Source organism: Rhizobacter sp. (assembly GCF_035702065.1).
GTDB lineage: Bacteria > Pseudomonadota > Gammaproteobacteria > Burkholderiales > Burkholderiaceae_C > Rhizobacter.
The window spans coordinates 1-17,599 of record NZ_DASSRA010000065.1 but is presented as its reverse complement, the minus strand read 5'-3'; the positions used below and the strand labels follow the sequence as shown (position 1 = coordinate 17,599).

Annotated in this window: 16 protein-coding genes; 4 read left to right on the top strand and 12 right to left on the bottom strand. The window is 68.5% G+C overall.

All coding sequences use genetic code 11. The features are described from left to right. Nucleotides 1-471, bottom strand: a 471-nt coding sequence (locus VFL64_RS03095) for an alkaline phosphatase PhoX (RefSeq protein ID WP_489538918.1), incomplete at its 3' end; no start/stop codon positions are given. Nucleotides 472-647: 176 nt separating this feature from the next. Between VFL64_RS03095 and VFL64_RS03090 the strand changes: the two genes are divergently transcribed. After that, the gene (locus VFL64_RS03090) at nt 648-1,346 is read left to right on the top strand and encodes a P-loop NTPase family protein (protein WP_489538917.1); all 699 of its coding nucleotides are present in this window, start codon (nt 648-650) and stop codon (nt 1,344-1,346) included. On the opposite strand, the gene VFL64_RS03085 is transcribed toward VFL64_RS03090, so the two are convergent. From VFL64_RS03085 to VFL64_RS03070, 4 genes are read right to left on the bottom strand one after another with little or no spacing between them, the layout of a single operon-like run. After that, nucleotides 1,343-1,924, bottom strand: a complete 582-nt coding sequence (locus VFL64_RS03085) for a DUF2894 domain-containing protein (protein WP_489538916.1) — start codon at nt 1,922-1,924, stop codon at nt 1,343-1,345. The genes VFL64_RS03090 and VFL64_RS03085 overlap by 4 nt on opposite strands. Beyond that, the gene (locus tag VFL64_RS03080) at nt 1,921-2,562 is read right to left on the bottom strand and encodes an OmpA family protein (protein ID WP_489538919.1); all 642 of its coding nucleotides are present in this window, start codon (nt 2,560-2,562) and stop codon (nt 1,921-1,923) included. The genes VFL64_RS03085 and VFL64_RS03080 overlap by 4 nt, the downstream gene beginning before the upstream one ends. Before the next feature lie 17 nt (nt 2,563-2,579). Then, the gene (locus tag VFL64_RS03075; protein ID WP_489538915.1) at nt 2,580-4,586 is read right to left on the bottom strand and encodes a DUF802 domain-containing protein; all 2,007 of its coding nucleotides are present in this window, start codon (nt 4,584-4,586) and stop codon (nt 2,580-2,582) included. Beyond that, nucleotides 4,583-5,257, bottom strand: a complete 675-nt coding sequence (locus tag VFL64_RS03070; RefSeq protein WP_489538914.1) for a DUF3348 family protein — start codon at nt 5,255-5,257, stop codon at nt 4,583-4,585. Before VFL64_RS03070 ends, VFL64_RS03075 begins: the two co-directional genes overlap by 4 nt. A 212-nt stretch (nt 5,258-5,469) precedes the next feature. On the opposite strand from VFL64_RS03070, the gene VFL64_RS03065 reads away from it, so the two are divergent. After that, entirely contained in the window at nt 5,470-6,633 is a 1,164-nt protein-coding gene (locus VFL64_RS03065; protein WP_489538913.1) for an ABC transporter substrate-binding protein, read from the top strand. A 6-nt stretch (nt 6,634-6,639) separates the two neighbouring features. Here VFL64_RS03065 and VFL64_RS03060 read toward each other — a convergent pair whose 3' ends face one another. Both VFL64_RS03060 and VFL64_RS03055 read right to left on the bottom strand, forming a co-directional pair. Then, nucleotides 6,640-6,852, bottom strand: a complete 213-nt coding sequence (locus tag VFL64_RS03060) for a DUF3565 domain-containing protein (protein ID WP_489538912.1) — start codon at nt 6,850-6,852, stop codon at nt 6,640-6,642. A gap of 5 nt (nt 6,853-6,857) precedes the next feature. Next, nucleotides 6,858-9,215 carry a UvrD-helicase domain-containing protein gene (locus VFL64_RS03055; protein ID WP_489538911.1) on the bottom strand — a complete coding sequence of 786 codons (2,358 nt, stop codon included), beginning with the start codon at nt 9,213-9,215 and terminating at the stop codon, nt 6,858-6,860. A 129-nt stretch (nt 9,216-9,344) separates the two neighbouring features. Here VFL64_RS03055 and VFL64_RS03050 point away from each other — a divergent pair, with 129 nt between their 5' ends. Further along, the gene (locus VFL64_RS03050) at nt 9,345-9,728 is read left to right on the top strand and encodes a hypothetical protein (RefSeq protein WP_489538910.1); all 384 of its coding nucleotides are present in this window, start codon (nt 9,345-9,347) and stop codon (nt 9,726-9,728) included. A gap of 9 nt (nt 9,729-9,737) precedes the next feature. Here VFL64_RS03050 and mdtD read toward each other — a convergent pair whose 3' ends face one another. Next, nucleotides 9,738-11,150 (bottom strand): multidrug transporter subunit MdtD, encoded by a 1,413-nt coding sequence (mdtD, locus tag VFL64_RS03045; RefSeq protein WP_489538909.1) that lies wholly within the window; start codon nt 11,148-11,150, stop codon nt 9,738-9,740. Nucleotides 11,151-11,348: 198 nt separating this feature from the next. Between mdtD and VFL64_RS03040 the strand changes: the two genes are divergently transcribed. Beyond that, complete coding sequence (locus VFL64_RS03040; protein WP_489538908.1) at nt 11,349-12,326, top strand: GMP reductase; 978 nt, start codon at nt 11,349-11,351, stop codon at nt 12,324-12,326. Between the two features lie 133 nt (nt 12,327-12,459). Here the strand turns inward: VFL64_RS03040 and VFL64_RS03035 are convergent, their stop codons facing one another. From VFL64_RS03035 to VFL64_RS03020, 4 genes are all read right to left on the bottom strand, one after another. Further along, nucleotides 12,460-13,653 (bottom strand): toxic anion resistance protein, encoded by a 1,194-nt coding sequence (locus VFL64_RS03035; protein WP_489538907.1) that lies wholly within the window; start codon nt 13,651-13,653, stop codon nt 12,460-12,462. Next, nucleotides 13,640-14,350 carry a hypothetical protein gene (locus VFL64_RS03030; RefSeq protein WP_489538906.1) on the bottom strand — a complete coding sequence of 237 codons (711 nt, stop codon included), beginning with the start codon at nt 14,348-14,350 and terminating at the stop codon, nt 13,640-13,642. Before VFL64_RS03030 ends, VFL64_RS03035 begins: the two co-directional genes overlap by 14 nt. A gap of 472 nt (nt 14,351-14,822) precedes the next feature. Next, the gene (locus VFL64_RS03025) at nt 14,823-16,481 is read right to left on the bottom strand and encodes a vWA domain-containing protein (RefSeq protein ID WP_489538905.1); all 1,659 of its coding nucleotides are present in this window, start codon (nt 16,479-16,481) and stop codon (nt 14,823-14,825) included. After that, nucleotides 16,478-17,599: hypothetical protein (locus VFL64_RS03020; protein WP_489538904.1), on the bottom strand; the 1,122-nt coding region annotated here is incomplete at its 5' end. The genes VFL64_RS03025 and VFL64_RS03020, both read right to left, overlap by 4 nt.

The window sequence follows — 17,599 nt, the reverse complement described above, 5'->3', positions numbered from 1 at the left end:
GGTGGAGCCGTTCGCGTCGCGAGCGGTGCCGGCGGCGTTGAGGCCGAAGTACTCCATGCCGTCGTGGTGGTCGCCGGCGCGGTTGTCGTAGTCGGTGTCGGTGCCGTCGTTCTTGAACGCCGGCGTGGCGGCGGTCAGCGGGTCACCCAGGGCGTAGAGGATGCCGGCGGTGTAGCCGGCCGGCACGGCCACGGTGTCGGCCAGGCTCTTGGGCACGGCGGCGAAGCCGAGCGAGGTGATGGGTGCGGGTGAGGGTGCTGGAGCGGGTGCCGGCGTGTCATCGTCGCTGCCGCCGCAGGCGGCCAGGCTGAAGCTGCCCAGCACGGCCGTGGCGGCGGTGCCCACGCCGCCGCGCAGCAGCGAGCGGCGGCTCAGGCGGGCGTCGAGCACGTCCATGAACGAGGCGTTGCCCGAGGTGTTGTGGTCGGTGTCGTCGGAGTCTGGGGTGGAGCGCGCGGGAGCTTTGTTCAATTGGTTCTCACTGTGTTGGAAGGCGCCGGCAGGATAGGAAGCACGCGTGAACGCCGCGTGACGGCCAGGTGACGATCCGATGACACCTCCGTGGCGGGCCTGCTTCTTGCCGTCATACTCCCAGCTGCGCTCAGGCCAGCGCAGCCCACCCCAACAAGGAGAAGGAGAAGATCTCGATGAGCAACATCCACTTCATCGGCGGCGAAAAAGGCGGCGTCGGCAAGTCGCTGCTGGCGCGGGTGCTGGCCCAGTACATGATCGACAAGCAGCTGCCCTTTCTCGGCTTCGACACCGACCGCTCGCACGGCGCGCTGATGCGCTTCTACGGGGGCTATGCCTCGCCGGTGGTGGTGGACCGCTACGAGGCGCTCGACGCCATCGTCGAAGCCACGGTCGACCAGCCGCAACGGCGCATCCTGGTCGACCTGGCGGCGCAGACCCACGAACCGCTGGTGCGCTGGATGGACGACTCCGGCGTGCTCAACCTCGCCGACGAGAGCGGGATCGCGATCCACTACTGGCACGTGATGGACACCGGCAAGGATTCGGTCGACCTGCTCAAGCGCCTGCTCGACCGCTTCGGGCCGGCGCTCAAGTACGTGCTGGTGCGCAACCACGTGCGTGGCAGCGACTTCTCGGTCCTCGAGCAGTCAGGCGAGCAGTCGCGCGCCCTCTCGCTGGGCGCGCAGGTGGTGTCGATCCGCAAGCTGCACGACTCCGTCATCAACAAGATCGACGCCAGCAGCAGCAGCTTCTGGAAGGCCAAGACGCCCCAGGAGGCCGAAGGCCCGAGCAGCCTGGGCCTGATGGACCGGCAGCGCCTGAAGATGTGGCTGCGCGACGTGTACCGCGAGATCGACGAGATCGCGGTCTAAGACCGTGCCGCGCCACGGGGACGTGGCGCCCGCTGCACCACGTCGCCGCCCCCGCTCGCCTGCTCCATCCACTGCAGTGCGTCGACGTGGGTCATGAACGCATCCAGGTAGGCCGGTGACAGCGCATGCAGGGTCTGCAGCGCGCGGCTCACGATGTGCGCGGAGTTGAGTGGGCCGGCCTGCGCCGGCACCTGGGCCAGCGCCTGGCGCAGGCGTTGCTCGGTGCGCAGCCGGGACCAGGTGCCCTGGAACGCGACCACGGACTTGAGGGGCCGGGGCAGCGCGATGCGCGTGCGCGGTGTGGGGGCATTGCTGCCTGCATGGCGGTCCAGACGCTCGACGAGTTGCGTCAGCGCCGCCAGGGCGGGCGCGGTTGACACGGCGTCTTCGGATGCCGCCGCGGCGGATGCGGCCGCAGCGAGACGTGCTTCCACCCGCGCCACCAACTGCCGTCGCGCTTCGCCCTGCTGCGCGTCCACGCGCCGGGCCAGAGCCAGCAGCACACGGTGAGGCACAGGCGCCATGCGCGCGCGCGCCGACTCGACCCGTGCCAGCAGGTCGTCCCCGGTTGCGCTCACTTTGCCGGCCCCTTCGGCGCCGGCATCGGCGCGATCTCGACCCGGCGATTGAGCGCACGGCCCGCCGCCTCCTGGTTGGAAGCCACCGGGCGCTCGGCGCCAAAGGCGGCGGCGAACACCGCCTTCGATGGAACACCGGCCTCGATCAATCCGCGCGTGACCGTCAGCGCCCGCTGCGCCGAGAGCTCCCAGTTGTCGGCGAACTTCGCCCGCGCGGTGTCGCGCATCTGGCGGTCGTCGGTGAAGCCGCTGACCATCAGCACCTCGTCGCGTGCGGCGAGGTAGGTGGACAGCGGACCGGCCAGGCTTTGCAGCAGCTGGCGGCCTTCAGGCTGCAGCTCTGCGGAGTTGAAGGCGAACAGCACGTTGCCGCTGATCGCGATGCGCCCCTCGCTCAGGCTGACCCGCCCCGCCGCCAGCGGGATGGCCAGCGCGCGCTCCAGTGCCTCGCGGCGCTGCTGCTCGGCTTGGCGCTGGGCCACTTCGCTCTTCAGGCGCTCGGCCAGGTCGAGCTGCGTCGCCATCACGAACACGAGGATCAGCACGAACGCGCCCAGCAGCCCGGCCATCAGGTCGCCGAACACGGCCCACACGGTGCTGGCCGAGCCGCCCTCGACAGCGTCGAGTTCGTCACGCATGGCTTCGTCGTCCAGCGTCATGCGGCCTCAGCCTCGGCCGCTGTGTCATGCGCCGTGTCGTGCGCTGTGTCGTGGCTTGCGCGGCCTATCTGCTGCAGGTCTTCGACGATCTGCTTGTGCGAGCCCAACGTCAGGTCGACGATCTCGCGCGCCTGCGCCACGTAGTAGGCCAGCTGCTCGTCGCTGCGGGCCAGGCTCTGGCTCAACGCGCCCTCGACGCGCTGCAGCTGGGCCATCAGCTGCTCGCTCGCGCGGCTGAAGAGTTCGACGCCGGCACCGAAGCCCTCGCCCAGGCTCGCCACCTCCGCCGCGCCGACCGCGACCTGCGCCACCACCTGCTCCAGCGAGCGCGACTCGGCATCGACCGTCTCATGGAAGCGCGCGCCGACACGCTCGAGCACGTCGGTCGTGCCCGACACCAGCGCGTCGATCGCCGCGCGCTGCTCGGTGCTGGCGTGGTTGACCGCGTCGAGCAGGCCCGAGAGCGTGGCGAGCAAGCGGTTGCGCTCTTCCAGCGCGGCGTTGTCGCGCACCAGGCTGTCGCTGAGCGCGCTGCGCAGTTCGCCGATGACCTCGGCCGCCGCGCGCGGCGCCTCCGAGGCCGATTGCACCAGGCGCGTGATCTCGTCGATGGTGGCGCGCGCATGCGCCTCGGCCTGCGCGGTGATGGCCTGGGCCGTGGCTTCCAGCGTGCTGCAGATCTGCTGCTGGCGCGCGGCCAGGGCCTGCTCGCTGCGCTCGAACTGTTGGCCCAGCGCGCGGCTTGTGGCGCCGAGGCCCTCGTGGAAGGCCGCAAGCCGTTCGGTCTCGCGCGAGGCCGCCTCGGCCTGCGCTTTCGCTTGCGCATCGGCCACGCCCTGCAGCAGCGCTGCCGCATGGCCCTCGAACACCTTCTGCGTCGCGGACCATCCGACACGGTTGTGTTCGACCAGGACGGCTTGTTGCGCCGCCACGCCCTCGACCAGGGCATCGGCGCGGGTGGCAAAGCTGGCAGCCACCCGGTCGAGTGCCGCCTGCACCTCCGCGGCCGCGGCGGCAGCCTGCTCGCGCTGCGCTGCCAGCACCCCCTGCCAGCCTTCGGAGAAAGCCTCGCGCAGCACGCCGGCTTCGCGCGCCAGCCCGGCCATGGTGGCCTGCACGGCCGGCTCGATCGCGGCGCCGGCCAGGCGCGCGCTGTCGGCCAGGCTGCTGCGCAGCGACTGGTCCACCGAAGCGGCCAGGTCTTTGTAGGCACGCTGCGTCTCGGCCTGGAAGCTCGTCTGGTTGTCGAGCAGGCGTTCGTGCAAGGCCTGGCCCTGCTTCGCCACTTGCTCGACCAGGCCGCGCAGTTCGCTCACCACGGCCGGCATGGCCTCGGCCTGCGCCCGCAGCAGGCGCAGCGATTCCTCGCGCTGGCGGGCTTCTTCGTGGGCCTGCGAGAAGGCGCGCAAGGGGCCGGCCCGCAGCGCGTCGAGCTGCTGCACCAGCCGCAGGCGTTCGCGGCGCGCCAGGGCCGACATCAGCCCGAGCATGGCCGATGCCGCCACGCCGGCCACCGAACAGCCGAAGGCCAGCCCCAGGCCTTGCACCGGCGACGCGAGCGAGGCGCGGATCGCTTCCACGTCCGTGGCGTGTTCGAGCGCCAGACCCGTGCCCTTGAGCGTGACCACCATGCCGAGGAAGGTGCCCAGCATGCCCAGCAACACCAGCAGCCCGGTCAGGTAGGGCGTGAGCGACGGGCCCGGCAGGGCCGCTCGGCCGCCCTCCACGCGCAGGCGCACGCTGGCAAGCAGGCTGGGGTGCAAGGTCGCCAGCCACTCCGGCAACGAAGACGGAGCCTGCGCTGATGCGCCCTGCAGCGCGCGGCCCAGGCTGTCGCTTGCCTGCTGGAAGCGATGCAGCTCGAACGCGCCGAGCAGGTAGAAGGCGGCGATCAGCCCCACCAGCGACAGGGCAAGCAGGTGGCCGGGGAAGTAGCCCGCGCCCACCCAGGCGACGGCGATCAGACCCGCTGCGAAGGCGGTGTGGTGGAGGGGTCGGTTCATGGGGCTTCCGATGGGTGAAGGCTGGCCAGCAAACCCTGCGCAGGCAGCAGCCGGTGCGCGAGTTCGGCGAGGAGGACACGTTCCATGTCCTGCCGGAAGGCGTCCGGCCAGCGGGTGTCGTCGTTGTTGTCGCGGGCGGCGCGTGCCATCCGGTCGAAGTGGGAGTGAAGCCGCATCGGCACCAGGCCGAGCAGCGTGCGCTCCTGGGTGCTGAGTGCGCGGTCCATGACGGCGTCGATGGCCGCCAGGCGCGCGTGCTCGGGCGAGCGGTGCGAGAGCGCATCGCGCAGGCGCTGCCTCAACGCGGCGATCGCGTCGTGCATCGCCTGCTGCTGCGCAAGGCAGTGGCGGCGGTGCGGAGCGAAGTCGGTCGGGCTCGCCGCGGCATCGTCGCCCGGGCCGGCAGCAATGGATGCCGCCAGGGCCGTGCGAACGCGCTGGTAGTCCGCCTCCTCGCTGCCTGCGGTGTTCGACGTCGCGCCGGCGTCGACACGGGCCGGGCCGACGTTCAGCGCGCTGGACAACGCGATGGCGTCAGTCCAGCCAAGCCAGCGGCCCAGGCGCTCGGCAAAGGCCGGTGCGGCGTCGGGAGGAGGCGTCTCGGCCAGGCGGGCCAGGAGGCGGGTGAGCTCCGAACCGGCCACGCCCGCGCGGGGAGACCCGTGCAGCATGGGAGCCAGTCAAAGTACCTTGGAAGGGGGCGCAGTTTACTACGCGGCCCCCTCCCGCCCGCCGCGGGAAAGACCGCGGTCGAGACACAACACCAGCACGCGAATCCCCGGCAAACCGTGCACAGCGTCACGTTCTGCATGCTCCACGGCTGTGCGCTCATCGCGCAAGCACGCCTAGACTGCGGCGCACCCTACAAGCCTGGAGACTTGCGATGCGTCGTGTCCGTGTGTCGGTTCAATCCCTGTGTGCGACGTGGCTGACCGCCACCGCACTCGCCTTCGGGGCCCTGCCGGCCCACGCCGCCAGCGAGGTCGTCATCGGCCAGGTGGTGCCGCTCACCGGCGTGATCGCCGGCACGGGCGACGAGTACTCGGCCGGCGCGGCCGCCTACTTCGCGAGCGTCAACGCCAAGGGGGGCGTCTACGGCCGCAAGATCCGCGTGGTGCAGAAGGACGACGCCTACAAGCCCGAGGCGACGCTGGCGCTCACGAAGGAGATCCTGGAGAAGGACAACCCGGTGGCGCTGTTCGGCTTCGTCGGCACGGCCAACATCCTGGCGCTCAACAAGGCCAACGTGCTGAGCGACAACAAGATCGCCCTGCTGGCCCCGTACACCGGCGCCGAAGACCTGCGCAACCCGGTCAACCCGTACCTCTTCCACATCCGCGCCAGCTACACCGACGAGACGGCCCGCATGGTCGAGCACCTGCACACGCTGGGCCTGCGCAAGTTCGCGGTCTTCTACCAGAACGATGGCTTCGGCAAGAGCGGCCTGGCCGGTGCCGAGGCGGCGCTGACCAAGCTCAACCTCAAGGCCGTGGCCACCGGCAACTACGACCGCACCAAGCCCGACGACATCGAGACCGCCGCTGCAGGCATCGCCGCCGGCAACCCCGACGCGGTGATCATGGTGGCGGTGAACCGCGCCTCGTCGGCCCTCATCAAGAAGCTGCGCGACGGCGGCAGCAAGGCACGCCTGTTCAGCATCTCGGTGGTGAACTTCAAGGAACTGCTCAAGAACACCGGCGAGGACCTGGCGCGCGGCGTCGGCATCTCGCAGGTGATGCCCTTCCCTTACAACATGAGTTCGCCGGTGCCGGTGGTGCGCGAGTTCCACGCAGCGATGAAGCAGTACGCGCCCACCAAGACCATCTCCTACGCCAGCATGGAAGGCTTCGTCGCCGCCAAGGTGCTGGTCGAGGCCGTCAAGCGCGCCCGCGCCGACCCCTCGCGCGAGAAGGTGCTGGCCCAGCTGGCCGACATGCGCGACTACGACGCAGGCGGCTTCAAGGTCAACTTCGGCGGCGACAACCGCATCGGCTCGCGCTTCGTCGAGGTGACGGTGATCGGGCGCGACGGCAAGCTGCTGCGCTGAGGCCGCTCAGGTCCAGTCGGGCGGCGCGCCCTGGTCGCACTTGCGGCAGGGCAGCACCTGGCCCAGGGTGCGCGCGCGGCCTTCGGCCGTGACCACCCAGGGCCGGTTGATCCACGGCGGGTCGTGGCGCACGTGCTGGTTGTGGCCGCATTCGAGCTCGGCCACCCAGTCGGAAAGCTCGTCCTGGTGGAAGCCGACGATCCGGCGGTCGACCGGCACGGGCCTTACTCGATCGGCGTGAGCTTGGCCACGCTCAGGGCCAGCCACTTCATGCCGTGGCGGCCGAAGTTGATCTGCGCGCGGGCATCGCCCCCGGTGCCTTCCAGCGTGACGACCACCCCTTCGCCGAACTTGGCATGGAACACCGACTGCCCGGTGCGCAAGGCCACGCCGTCGGAGGTCTGGGCTGTGGGCGCCATGCTCTTGGGCACCGTCGAAGGCTGAGCGCCCGCGCCCACCATCGACTTGAGGCCCGAGCCGCGCTCCCAGGCCGAGTGGTACTCGCGCGCAAAGCCCGAGCCGAAGCCCTGGTTGCGCGGCGTGATCCAGCGCAGCGCGCTCTCGGGCAGCTCGTCGAAGAAGCGGCTCTTGATGTTGTAGCGCGTCTGACCGTGCAGCATGCGCGTCTGGCTGAAGCTCAGGTACAGGCGCTTGCGGGCCCGCGTGATGGCCACGTACATCAGACGGCGCTCTTCTTCCAGGCCGTTGATGTCGGACACGCTGTTCTCGTGCGGGAACAGGCCTTCTTCGAGCCCGGTGATGAAGACCGCGTCGAACTCCAGCCCCTTGGCGGAGTGGACGGTCATGAGCTGGATCGCGTCCTGCCCGGCCTGGGCCTGGTTGTCGCCGGCTTCGAGCGAGGCGTGCGTGAGGAAGGCCGCCAGCGGCGACATGATCTCACCCGTCTCGGCATCGGGCGTGAGGTCGACGCTGGCCACCGCGCGGGGAATGCCTTCGGCGATGGCGCCGGCGTGCTCGTCGATGGGCAGCGCCACAGCGTCCTTGCCGAAACCTTCCTGCGTGACGAAGGCCTCGGCGGCGTTGACCAGTTCTTCCAGGTTCTCGATGCGGTCCTGGCCTTCCTTGTCGGTCTTGTAGAACTCGAGCAGGCCGCTCTCGTGCAGCACGTGCTCGATGATCTGTCGCAGGTTCCAGCCCTTGGTGGCCTCGCGCATCCCATCGATCAACGCGACGAAGGCCTGCAGGTTGGCACCCCCCTTGCCCGGCACCGCGGTCACGCTCTGCGACAGGCTGCGGCCGGTCTGGCGGGCGGCGTCCTGCAACAGCTCGATGGTGCGCGCGCCGATGCCGCGGGTGGGGAAGTTGACGACGCGCAGGAAGCTGGTGTCGTCGCTCGCGTTCTCGATCAGCCTCAGGTAGGACAGCGCATGCTTCACCTCGGCCCGCTCGAAGAAACGCAGGCCGCCGTAGACCTTGTACGGAATGCCGGCGTTGAAGAGCGCGCTCTCGATCACGCGGCTTTGCGCGTTGCTGCGGTAGAGCAGCGCGATGTCACTGCGCGCCATGCCGTCGCGGTGCAGCTGGCGGGCTTCGTCGACGAACCACTGCGCCTCCGAGAAGTCGCTGGTCGCCTCGAACACGCGCACCGGCTCGCCGGGGCCGGCCTCGGTGCGCAGGTTCTTGCCGAGCCGGTTGGTGTTGCGCGAGATGAGCTCGTTGGCGGCGTCGAGGATGTTGCCGAAGGAGCGGTAGTTGCGCTCCAGCTTGATCACCTGCTCGACCTTGAACTCGCGCTCGAAGGCGGTCATGTTGCCCACCTGCGCACCGCGGAAGGCGTAGATGCTCTGGTCGTCGTCGCCGACCGCGAACACCGCCGTGTGCGGGCCGGCGAACATCTTCAACCACGCGTACTGCAGCTTGTTGGTGTCCTGGAATTCGTCGACCAGGATGTGGCGGAAACGCCGCTGGTAGTGCTCGCGCAGCGCCTGGTTGTCGCGCATCAGCTCGTAAGTGCGCAGCATCAGCTCGGCGAAGTCGACCACGCCTTCGCGCTGGCATTGTTCTTCGTAGGCCTGGTAGACCTGCACCATCACGCGGCTCTGCTCGTCGTGCACCTCCACGTCGCCCGGGCGCAGCCCTTCTTCCTTGCTGCCGGCGATGAACCAGGTGACCTGCTTGGGCACGTAGCGCTCTTCGTCGAGGTTCATGGCCTTGATGACGCGCTTGACGGCCGAGAGCTGGTCGCTCGAATCGAGGATCTGGAAGCCCTGCGGCAGCTTGGCCATCTTCCAGTGCGCACGCAGGAAGCGGTTGCACAGGCCGTGGAAGGTGCCGATCCACATGCCGCGCACGGGGATGGGCAGCATCGCGCCCAGACGCGTGAGCATCTCCTTGGCGGCCTTGTTGGTGAAGGTCACCGCCATCACGCCACCCGGCGTGAGCTGGCCGTTCTGGATCAGCCAGGCGATGCGCGTGGTGAGCACGCGGGTCTTGCCCGAGCCGGCATCGGCCAGGATGAGCGCGGGGCGTGCCGGCAGGGTGACGGCGGCGAGCTGTTCGGGGTTCAGGTTGTGCAGCAGGCGGTCGGCCGGTTGCTGCTGTTCGGGGGAGAAAAGATCCATTGCGCATTCTAGAAGGCGGGGCCCTTCTGCAATGGATGGCCCGGCTGGTGCGTACACAGCGCTGGAAGCCCGCCGCATCCATCGGGCTGCCTGGCCGCGGGCCCAGTCGCTCGCACGAGGAGCAAGCGCATGGGCATGACTCGCAAGGCCTTTCTGGAGGCCGCCACCGGCACGGTGTTCCTGATGCTGCAAGGCTGCGGCGGAGGCGGCGATGGCTATTCGTCGTCGCCCTCGCCACCACCCCCGCCGCCCCCGCCCGGCCCGCCACCCAGCACCTGCGGCGCCGGCGACGCGGCGATCACGGGCAACCACGGGCATGCGCTGGTGATTGCGCGCGCCGATCTCGACTCCATGGTCGATAGGAGCTACAGCATCGTCGGCACGGCCACGCACGACCACAGCGTCACCTTCACGCCGGCGCAACTGCAGATGCTCAAGGCGGGGCAAACGGTGATCGTGACATCGAGCACCACCAACGCGCACAACCACACCGTGACGGCGAGTTGCGCCTGAGCAGGCCGCTCAGCCTTCGTCCACCACCGTCGGGTCGACACCCGGCGCCTCGCGCGGGCCGAGCTGGAAGAAGATGAAGGCGGCCACCATCGACAGGCCACCCACGCTGAAGAAGGTGGCCTGGAAGCTCGCGACCACAGCCCCTTCGGTGGCGTGGAACCTGGTGCCGCTGAAGGCGGCCAGCAGCGCCGCGCCGGCCGCCACGCCCAGGCTCATGGAGAGCTGCATCACCACCGAGAGCAGGCTGTTGCCGCTGCTGGCGGTGGTGGCGTCGAGGTCGCCCAGCGTGAGCGTGTTCATCGCGGTGAACTGCATCGAGTTGAAGACGCCGAACACCCCGAGCATGACGAGGATCGTGAGCTGCGGCGTGGCTTTGTCGACGAGGCCAAAGCTCGCGATCATCAGCCCCAGCAGCAGCGTGTTGACGACGAGCACTTGGCGGTAGCCCAGGCGCTGGATCAGCGGCGCTGCGAAAGTCTTGCTCAACATGGCGCCGATGGCCGTGGGGATCATGCTCATGCCGGTGGCCGAAGGCGAGTAGCCCAGGCCCACCTGCAGGAAGAGTGGAATGAGAAAGGGCATGGCCCCGCTGCCCAGGCGCGAGAACAGGTTGCCGGCGAGGCCGATGGCAAAGGTGGGGATGCGCATCAGCGCCGGGCTGAACAGCGGCTGCGGCGTGCGTGTGGCATGCAGCCAATAGCCCACCATCGCCGCCAGCCCGCCGGTGACCAGCAGCATGGAGGTGACCACGCTCAACGCATGCTCGCCCAAGCCCTGCAGGCCCAACGACACCATCACCAGGCCGGACGAGAACAGCACGAAGCCGCGCAGGTCGAAGCGCTGGCCGACCGCGCCGCGCAGGTCGGGCATGTGGCGCCGCGCCACCGCCACACCCAGCAGGCCCACCGGCAGGTTGATCAGGAACACCCAGTGCCAGCTCGCCACCTGCACCAGCCAGCCACCCAGCGTGGGCCCGACCAGCGGCCCCACCAGGCCGGGCAGCGTGACGAAGGTGAGCGCCTGGATCAGCTCGCCACGCGGAAAGCCGCGCAGGATGGCCAGCCGCCCCACCGGCAGCAGCAGCGCGCCACCCAGCCCCTGCACGATGCGCGCGCCCACCAGCTGCGTCAGCGAAGTCGACAGCGCACACAGCAGCGAGCCCAGGCTGAACAACACGATGGCGCCCACGAACACCTGCCGCGTGCCGAAGCGGTCGGCCAGCCAGCCCGAGGCCGGGATCAGCAATGCCACCGTCAGCATGTAGGCGACCACCACCGACTGCATGCGCAGCGGGCTCTCGCCCAGGCTGGCCGCCATCGCAGGCAAGGCCGTGTTGAGGATGGTGCCGTCCAGCGTCTGCATGAAGAACGCGATGGCCACCAGCCAGGGCAGCAGGCGTTTGGTGGAGGGGTCGAGCGCCATGACCTTGAGTCTAGGAGGATTGTTTCGCCTGCGTAGAATGCGCCACCGGGCCCAAATTTTGGCGCCCGGTTTTCGTTTCTGCCCCGCCCATTCAGCTGGCGGCTTCGCGGAACAGCCGGGTCACCAAGTCAAGCGCTCGCAGCCATTGGGCCGCGCACTGCTTCAACGCGCCGTTCTCATCACAAGGAGCGTTTGACCATGGAAATCTTCGACTACGACAACATCCTGCTGCTGCCGCGCAAGTGCCGCGTGGAGAGCCGCTCGGAGTGCGACCCCTCCATCCAGTTCGGCAAGCACAGCTTCAGACTGCCGGTGGTGCCGGCCAACATGAAGACGGTGGTCGACGAGCCGATCAGCGAGTGGCTGGCCGCCAACGGCTACTTCTACGTGATGCACCGCTTCGACATCGACAACCTGGCCTACGCCCGCCGCATGCGCGACAAGGGCCTGCTGGTGTCGATCAGCTCAGGCGTGAAGCCCGACGACTACAAGGTCATCGACCGCCTGGCCGCCGAAGGCGTGGGCGCCGACTACATCACCATCGACATCGCGCACGGCCACGCCGAGAGCGTGCGCAAGACCATCGAGCACATCAAGGCGAAGCTGCCCGACACCTTCGTGATCGCCGGCAACGTGGCCACGCCCGAGGCGGTGATCGACCTGGAGAACTGGGGCGCCGACGCCACCAAGGTCGGCGTGGGCCCGGGCAAGGTGTGCATCACCAAACTCAAGACCGGCTTTGGCACCGGCGGCTGGCAGTTGAGCGCGCTCAAGTGGTGTGCCCGCGTGGCCACCAAGCCCATCATTGCCGACGGTGGCATCCGCGACCACGGCGACATCGCCAAGAGCGTGCGCTTCGGCGCGGCCATGGTCATGATCGGTTCGCTGTTCGCGGGGCACGAGGAGTCGCCGGGCAAGACGGTCGAGGTCGACGGCAAGCTCTTCAAGGAGTACTACGGCTCGGCCAGCGACTTCAACAAGGGCGAGTACAAGCACGTCGAGGGCAAGCGCATCCTCGAGCCCATCAAGGGCAAGCTGGCCGACACGCTGCGCGAGATGCGCGAAGACGTGCAGAGCTCGATCAGCTACGCCGGTGGCACGAAGCTCGCGGACATCCGCAAGGTGAACTACGTGATCCTGGGCGGTGACAACGCGGGTGAGCACCTGCTGATGTAACCCCCCAGTCGCTTCGCTCCTGCCCCCAGGGGGCGCCGCCTGGCGGACTGGCAAAGCCAGATCCGCGGGCGTGCTTGAGGAGCACGGCGCTTCGCGCGTGCGGTCTCCCCGGGTCCGCCTGCGCTACCCCGACCTATGCCCCGCCAGCCTCGCGCGCCTGCTGCTGGCGCACGCGGTCGATGTACTGCTGACTCTTGGTGAGCTGCTCGGCCATGATGGTGTTGTTCTGGCCCATGACGGTGATGGCCTTGGCGCGGAAGCTGTCCATCGCGTCCATGGCCTTGTAGGTCTGGTCGAACATCTCCTTGATCTTCTCGATGCCGACCAGCGGGTTGCTCGCGAACTCGGCCGTCTTGTCGACGTGGGTGTTCAGCGCCCGCCCCGTCTCGGAGATGAGGTTGCCGATGGTGCTGTTGACGCCTTGCAGCATCTCCATCACCTGCACCTGGTTGCCGGTGGCGCGCGCCACCGTCTGCGCGACGGCCAGCGCGCTCATGCCGGTGGTGGCCACGCGGCTGCAGCCGTTCATCATCTCGCGGCCGGTCTTCTTGAGCACGTCGAGCGCGAGGTAGCCGTTCACGCACACGGCCTGCTGGGTGAGGATGTCCGACAGGTTCTGGCGCGCGTAGAACAGAACCTCCTGCTGCAGCGCCTGGGCTCGCTGCGGGTCGGTGGCCTGCAGGGCGTTCACGCGCTCGGCCAGGCGGCTGTCGAGCGTGGTGGCGAAGTGGGCGGCGGCGGCGAGCTTCTGCATCGCGTCCCAGAGCTTTGCGCGCGTGGCCTCGATGTCGACGATGTCGCGCTGCACGTCGTCGCGCGCGGCGTAGAGCTGGCTCATCGACTTCTGCAGCTGCGAGCCCGCACTTTCGAACTTGCGGAAGTAGGCCTTGAGCTTGTTGCCGAAGGGGATGATGCCGAGGATCTTGTTCGGCGCCAGCAGGTCGCCTTCGTTGCCGGGGTTGAGCTTGTCAAGCTGGCCGCGGATCTCGCCGATGGCCTTGTAGGCCGGGCTGTCCTCCGCACCGACGAAGTTGCGCTGCAGGAAGCGGCCCTGCATCAGGCTGGCGGCGTGCGAGATCTCTTCGCGGCCGAGTGCGAAGGCGCTGTCGAGCTTGCTCTTGAAGGCCGCGCCGTGCACGTCTTCGTTCATCAGCGCGTCGATGAAGCGGGCGACCTGCTCGTCGACGGCCGACACCGTATCCGGCTTGAGCGGCACGGCATTGCGGCTGGCTTCGGCCGGCACGGGCGTGATGACTTCGGGCGGCGTGAGCTGGAAGTTGGGCACCAGTGGCGTGGCCACGGTGGGGGTGTCGTCAAAGTTGGCCATTCGAGGTCTTCTCCGTCGGAGAGGCGATGGTAGAGGCGTCGGGCAACCCCTGCCTGCCGAATTTGTCATGCAGGAAGCGCGAATGCACGAGGAAGGCATGCGCGTCCTGGCTGGCCAGGTCATCGGCCAGCTGCTTCACCTTGCCGTCGAGCTCGGCCAGGGTGTCGCGGAAGATGTCCTGCGCCGTCTTGCCATCCTGCAGCACGCGGCTGCTGGCGTACTGCGCCGGGATGGAGAGGTAGGCCTTGAGCGCATCGGGCAGGTAGGAGATGGCGATGTGCCGCGCGTGGAAGCCCTCCTGCATCGACAGCACACCCTGGCTGCGCTCCCACTGGGCGAGCAGGCCCTCCAGCGACTTGCACAGCTCCAGCGCCCGCGCCTGCAGGCTGGCGGGCAGGCGGTTCTCGGGGTTGTATTCGACCAGGCCGCGCACACCGGCCAAGGCGCGGCCCATGGCCTCGCGGGCGTCGCCTTCGTCGCTGAACTCGAGGGCGTCTTCCCACATCGGGCCCTTGAGCCGGGGAAAGCCCAGCCACAGGCCGCCGGCAACAAAGCCGGCGACATAGCCGAAGGCAGCCAGCGGCAGGCCGGCCACGCCCACGAGACCCAGCGCCTTGAGCACGAGCACAGCGGTGGCGAGCGCCAGCCCCAACCAGTTGGCGGGGCTCAGCAGGATGCGCAGGAGCTTGTCGATCATGGAACCACAAACCCAGGCAAAACGAAGCGAGCCGAGGATTCGATGCCAGCGAAGCTGGCGAGGTATTCCGGGGCCCTTGAGAGCCGTCGAGCAGCGCAGGGCTTGGGGGCTGCGTGCGCAGCACGCTTCGTCATCTGACTTCGCGCCGCCTGTCTGAACGCAGCGGCCGCAGGCCGCGTAGTGAGTTGGGCGCGAGCCCCCAAGACCGAGCAGCGCAGAGGAGTCGCCCCTAGGGCGACCGGCGAACGGGGTGCCCTTTCTTTTGGTTCCTTTTCTTTGGGCAAGCAAAGAAAAGGGACTGCGCCGCCGGGCGCACATCCCGGCGCGGCCTCACGCAGTGAACAGGGTCTGCATGCGAATGCCGGCACGGGGCTTCGATACCTCAGCCTGAGCGGGTGGTGGTGCGCGAACACTCTCATCTCAGCCTGAGCGGGTGGTGGTGTACCTGCAGCAGATGGCGACAAGGTGTGCCTCATTGATACGCCCGAATGTCCTTGAACACCGCATACAACGGCGTCTTGCGCGCATCGAACACCTTGCCGCCGGTGGTTTGCACCAGGGCCTTCAGGTCGGCCTCCTTGGCCTCGCCGAACAGCACCATGAACACCGGGATGCCGCGCACGTCTTCGGGCAGCTGGGCGTAGGCCTGCTGGAACTGCTGCAGGCTGCGCCCCTTGGTGTTCTCGCCATCGGTGAACGCCACCACCGAGTACTGGTAGTTCGGGTTCTTCTGCTTCTGCTCCAGCATGTGCCGCAGCGCCACCAGCACGCTGTCGTAGAGCGCGGTGCCGCCCGTCATGCGCAGGTTGTCGGCATAGGCGCGCACGTCGGCCAGCATGGCCTGCTTGGCCTCGGAGTCCTCCTGCACCTGCACGCCCTTGGCCTGAGGGCGGCCGGCGGGCAGCTCGAAGTAGGTCATGCGCCAGGGCTGGTCGGAGAAGGGCAGCATCCACACGCGCTCGCGGTTGGTCAGCTTGGCCAGGCGGCCGGTGAGCGAGCTGTCGGCGCCGGCCACGTAGTGCAGCGCCTGGATGAGCTGGGCGCGGCGGCCCTGGCCTTCCATGCTGCCGCTGGTGTCGAGCACGAAGGTGCTGGCGATGGGGCGGCGGAACTCGTTGAGGTAGGCGTCGATCAGCCCGTCGGCGAGTTGCCGGTCGGGCGAGAACGGCAGCTCGACGCGCAGGCCTTCTTTCGGAAAGAGATCGCCCACGGTGGCCGCCACCTCGGCGTTGATGGGGCGGCGCAGCGTCTGGCGTGCCAGCCAAGTCTGCGCCTCGGCGCCCTTGAGGTAGGCCACGACCTTCTGGTAGTCCTCGCGCCGCTCGTCCTTCAGCAGCATGAAGGGGTAGTCGGCAGTCGACACGCCTTCGTGCGGATAAACGAGCACCAGCTTCTCGCGCAGCTTGCCGCCGTTGTTGAGCGAGAGCAGCCAGCTCTCGTAGTTGATGAAGGCGTTGACCTGGCCGGGCTGCGTGCCCTGCTGCTCGATGAACTTCTCGCTCAGGTAGGTGGAGTTGTCGCCCGCGAGCTTGTAGCCCTTGAGGAAGCCGGCGATCGCGCCACGGTCCACGTCGGCGGCGGTGAGCGCCTCAGACTTGCTGCTGGCCGCCGCCACCACGCCCATCAGCGCCATGAAGCCCTGGTTGGAGGTGGCGGGGTTGGAGAGCGCGTAGTTGAGCTTGCCCTGCGAGGCGGCCTGGGTGATCTCCTTCCAGCTCACCTTGGCGGCCACGGCGGGGTCGTCCCAGCCCAGGCGTTTGGCTGCTGTCTGGCCCACGCCGACGGTGATGGGCGACAGCATGATCTTGTCCTGCAGCTTGACGCGGCTCTGGCCATACGGGTCGCTCAGCAGGTACTTGGCGTTGGCGAACCAGGCGGCATGGGCCTCGGTCTTGCCGCTCAGCACGGCCTCGGTGCTCTCCATGGTGCCGCCGTAGCTGAAGCGCGGCTTCACGCCGGTGGCCTTCTCGACCATGCCTTCGAGCACCTGTGCATCGCGCAGGTCGGTGGTGGCGAGCACGGAGAACACCGGCTTGTCAGCCGCGGGGGGCGCATCGGCCTCCTTCTTGCCGCAAGCCGACAAAGCCAGTGTGAATGCAAGCGGCAGCACCACGGATATGGGCCACTTCATTGCGCCATCTCCTTGGTCACCACCTCGATCATCTCGGCCATCAGCTCGAACGAGGGCGGGTCGATCACCTGGGTGATGCGTTCCTCCACGGCGAGGCCCGTCGGCTTGACGGTCTGCATGAAGACGCCCGTATCGGCCACCCGGAAGCCGTAGCTCACCGCAATGCGCTGCAGCTCGGCGTTGCGCGCCAACAGGTCGGCCAGCGCCTTGGCGCGCTCGCTGGCGGCGATGAACACCACCTTGTTGACGATGGTGGGCTGCGGGTAGAGCAGCACCATGTCGGCACCGATGCCCTTCTTCTCCAGCGCGTAGTTCACGAGCTGGTACTCGTAGATGAAGGCGAGCGGCGTCTTGCCGATGCCGATGGCCACGTAGTCGTCGAAGTTGCCGTTGACGTAGTTCTCCTGGTAGCCCTGGCGCTTGAACAGCTCCGCGAGCCGGGTGGCCAGCGGCACGGCGGTGGCGCGGTCGGTCACCACGTCGCCCTGCACCGCGTAGCTGGTGAGCGCCAGGTACATCGCGGCCGAGTTGCTGCGGCGCACGTCGGTGGTGGAGACGAGCACGCTGCGGCCCACGTCATAGGCCTTCGCGTCCTTCAGGTCCTTCCAGCGCTTCTTGGCGAGCATGGCGGCGGTGAGCTGCGCCATGTCGACCCCATAGGTACGGTCGCCCAGCGGCTTGGCCATGCCGTTGGCGACGAGGATGCTGGCGATGGGTGCCCAGCTCGCGATCACCATCGGCGAGTGGAAGGGCGATGACTGCGCCACCGAGAGGCCCGCTTTCCGCGCTGCATCGCTCACCTGGTTGGCCGCCACCACGCCCGAGGGGAAAAGAAAGTCGGGCATCTGCCCGGCCACCACCTTGGCTGCCATCTCGCGGCTGCCCACCCGAGTGACATTCACCGGCAGGCGGTTCTCGGCGAGGATCTTGCGGACGCGTTCGTCCTTGAAGAAGGGCTCGACGTCGAGGGCGATGACGCCGGTCAGCTCGGTGGCCGGCCCCAGCGACAACTCGGCCACCGCCGCCTGCTGGCCGCGAAGCGCGAAGAACAGCGCCGCCCCGAACCCCGCCAGCAGCGCCAGGGTCAGAAAGACTTTGCCGGGCTTGGACATATGCAC

Bases quoted from the DNA above. Each gene is read 5' to 3' on its own strand.
- mdtD (WP_489538909.1), bottom strand. From the start codon at position 11,150: ATGGCGCTCGACCCCTCCACCAAACGCCTGCTGCCCTGGCTGGTGGCC.
- VFL64_RS03070 (WP_489538914.1), bottom strand. From the start codon at position 5,257: ATGCTGCACGGGTCTCCCCGCGCGGGCGTGGCCGGTTCGGAGCTCACC.
- VFL64_RS03025 (WP_489538905.1), bottom strand. From the start codon at position 16,481: ATGAAGTGGCCCATATCCGTGGTGCTGCCGCTTGCATTCACACTGGCT.
- VFL64_RS03090 (WP_489538917.1), top strand. From the start codon at position 648: ATGAGCAACATCCACTTCATCGGCGGCGAAAAAGGCGGCGTCGGCAAG.
- VFL64_RS03050 (WP_489538910.1), top strand. From the start codon at position 9,345: ATGGGCATGACTCGCAAGGCCTTTCTGGAGGCCGCCACCGGCACGGTG.
- VFL64_RS03035 (WP_489538907.1), bottom strand. From the start codon at position 13,653: ATGGCCAACTTTGACGACACCCCCACCGTGGCCACGCCACTGGTGCCC.
- VFL64_RS03040 (WP_489538908.1), top strand. From the start codon at position 11,349: ATGGAAATCTTCGACTACGACAACATCCTGCTGCTGCCGCGCAAGTGC.
- VFL64_RS03030 (WP_489538906.1), bottom strand. From the start codon at position 14,350: ATGATCGACAAGCTCCTGCGCATCCTGCTGAGCCCCGCCAACTGGTTG.
- VFL64_RS03075 (WP_489538915.1), bottom strand. From the start codon at position 4,586: ATGAACCGACCCCTCCACCACACCGCCTTCGCAGCGGGTCTGATCGCC.
- VFL64_RS03080 (WP_489538919.1), bottom strand. From the start codon at position 2,562: ATGCGTGACGAACTCGACGCTGTCGAGGGCGGCTCGGCCAGCACCGTG.
- VFL64_RS03055 (WP_489538911.1), bottom strand. From the start codon at position 9,215: ATGGATCTTTTCTCCCCCGAACAGCAGCAACCGGCCGACCGCCTGCTG.
- VFL64_RS03065 (WP_489538913.1), top strand. From the start codon at position 5,470: ATGCGTCGTGTCCGTGTGTCGGTTCAATCCCTGTGTGCGACGTGGCTG.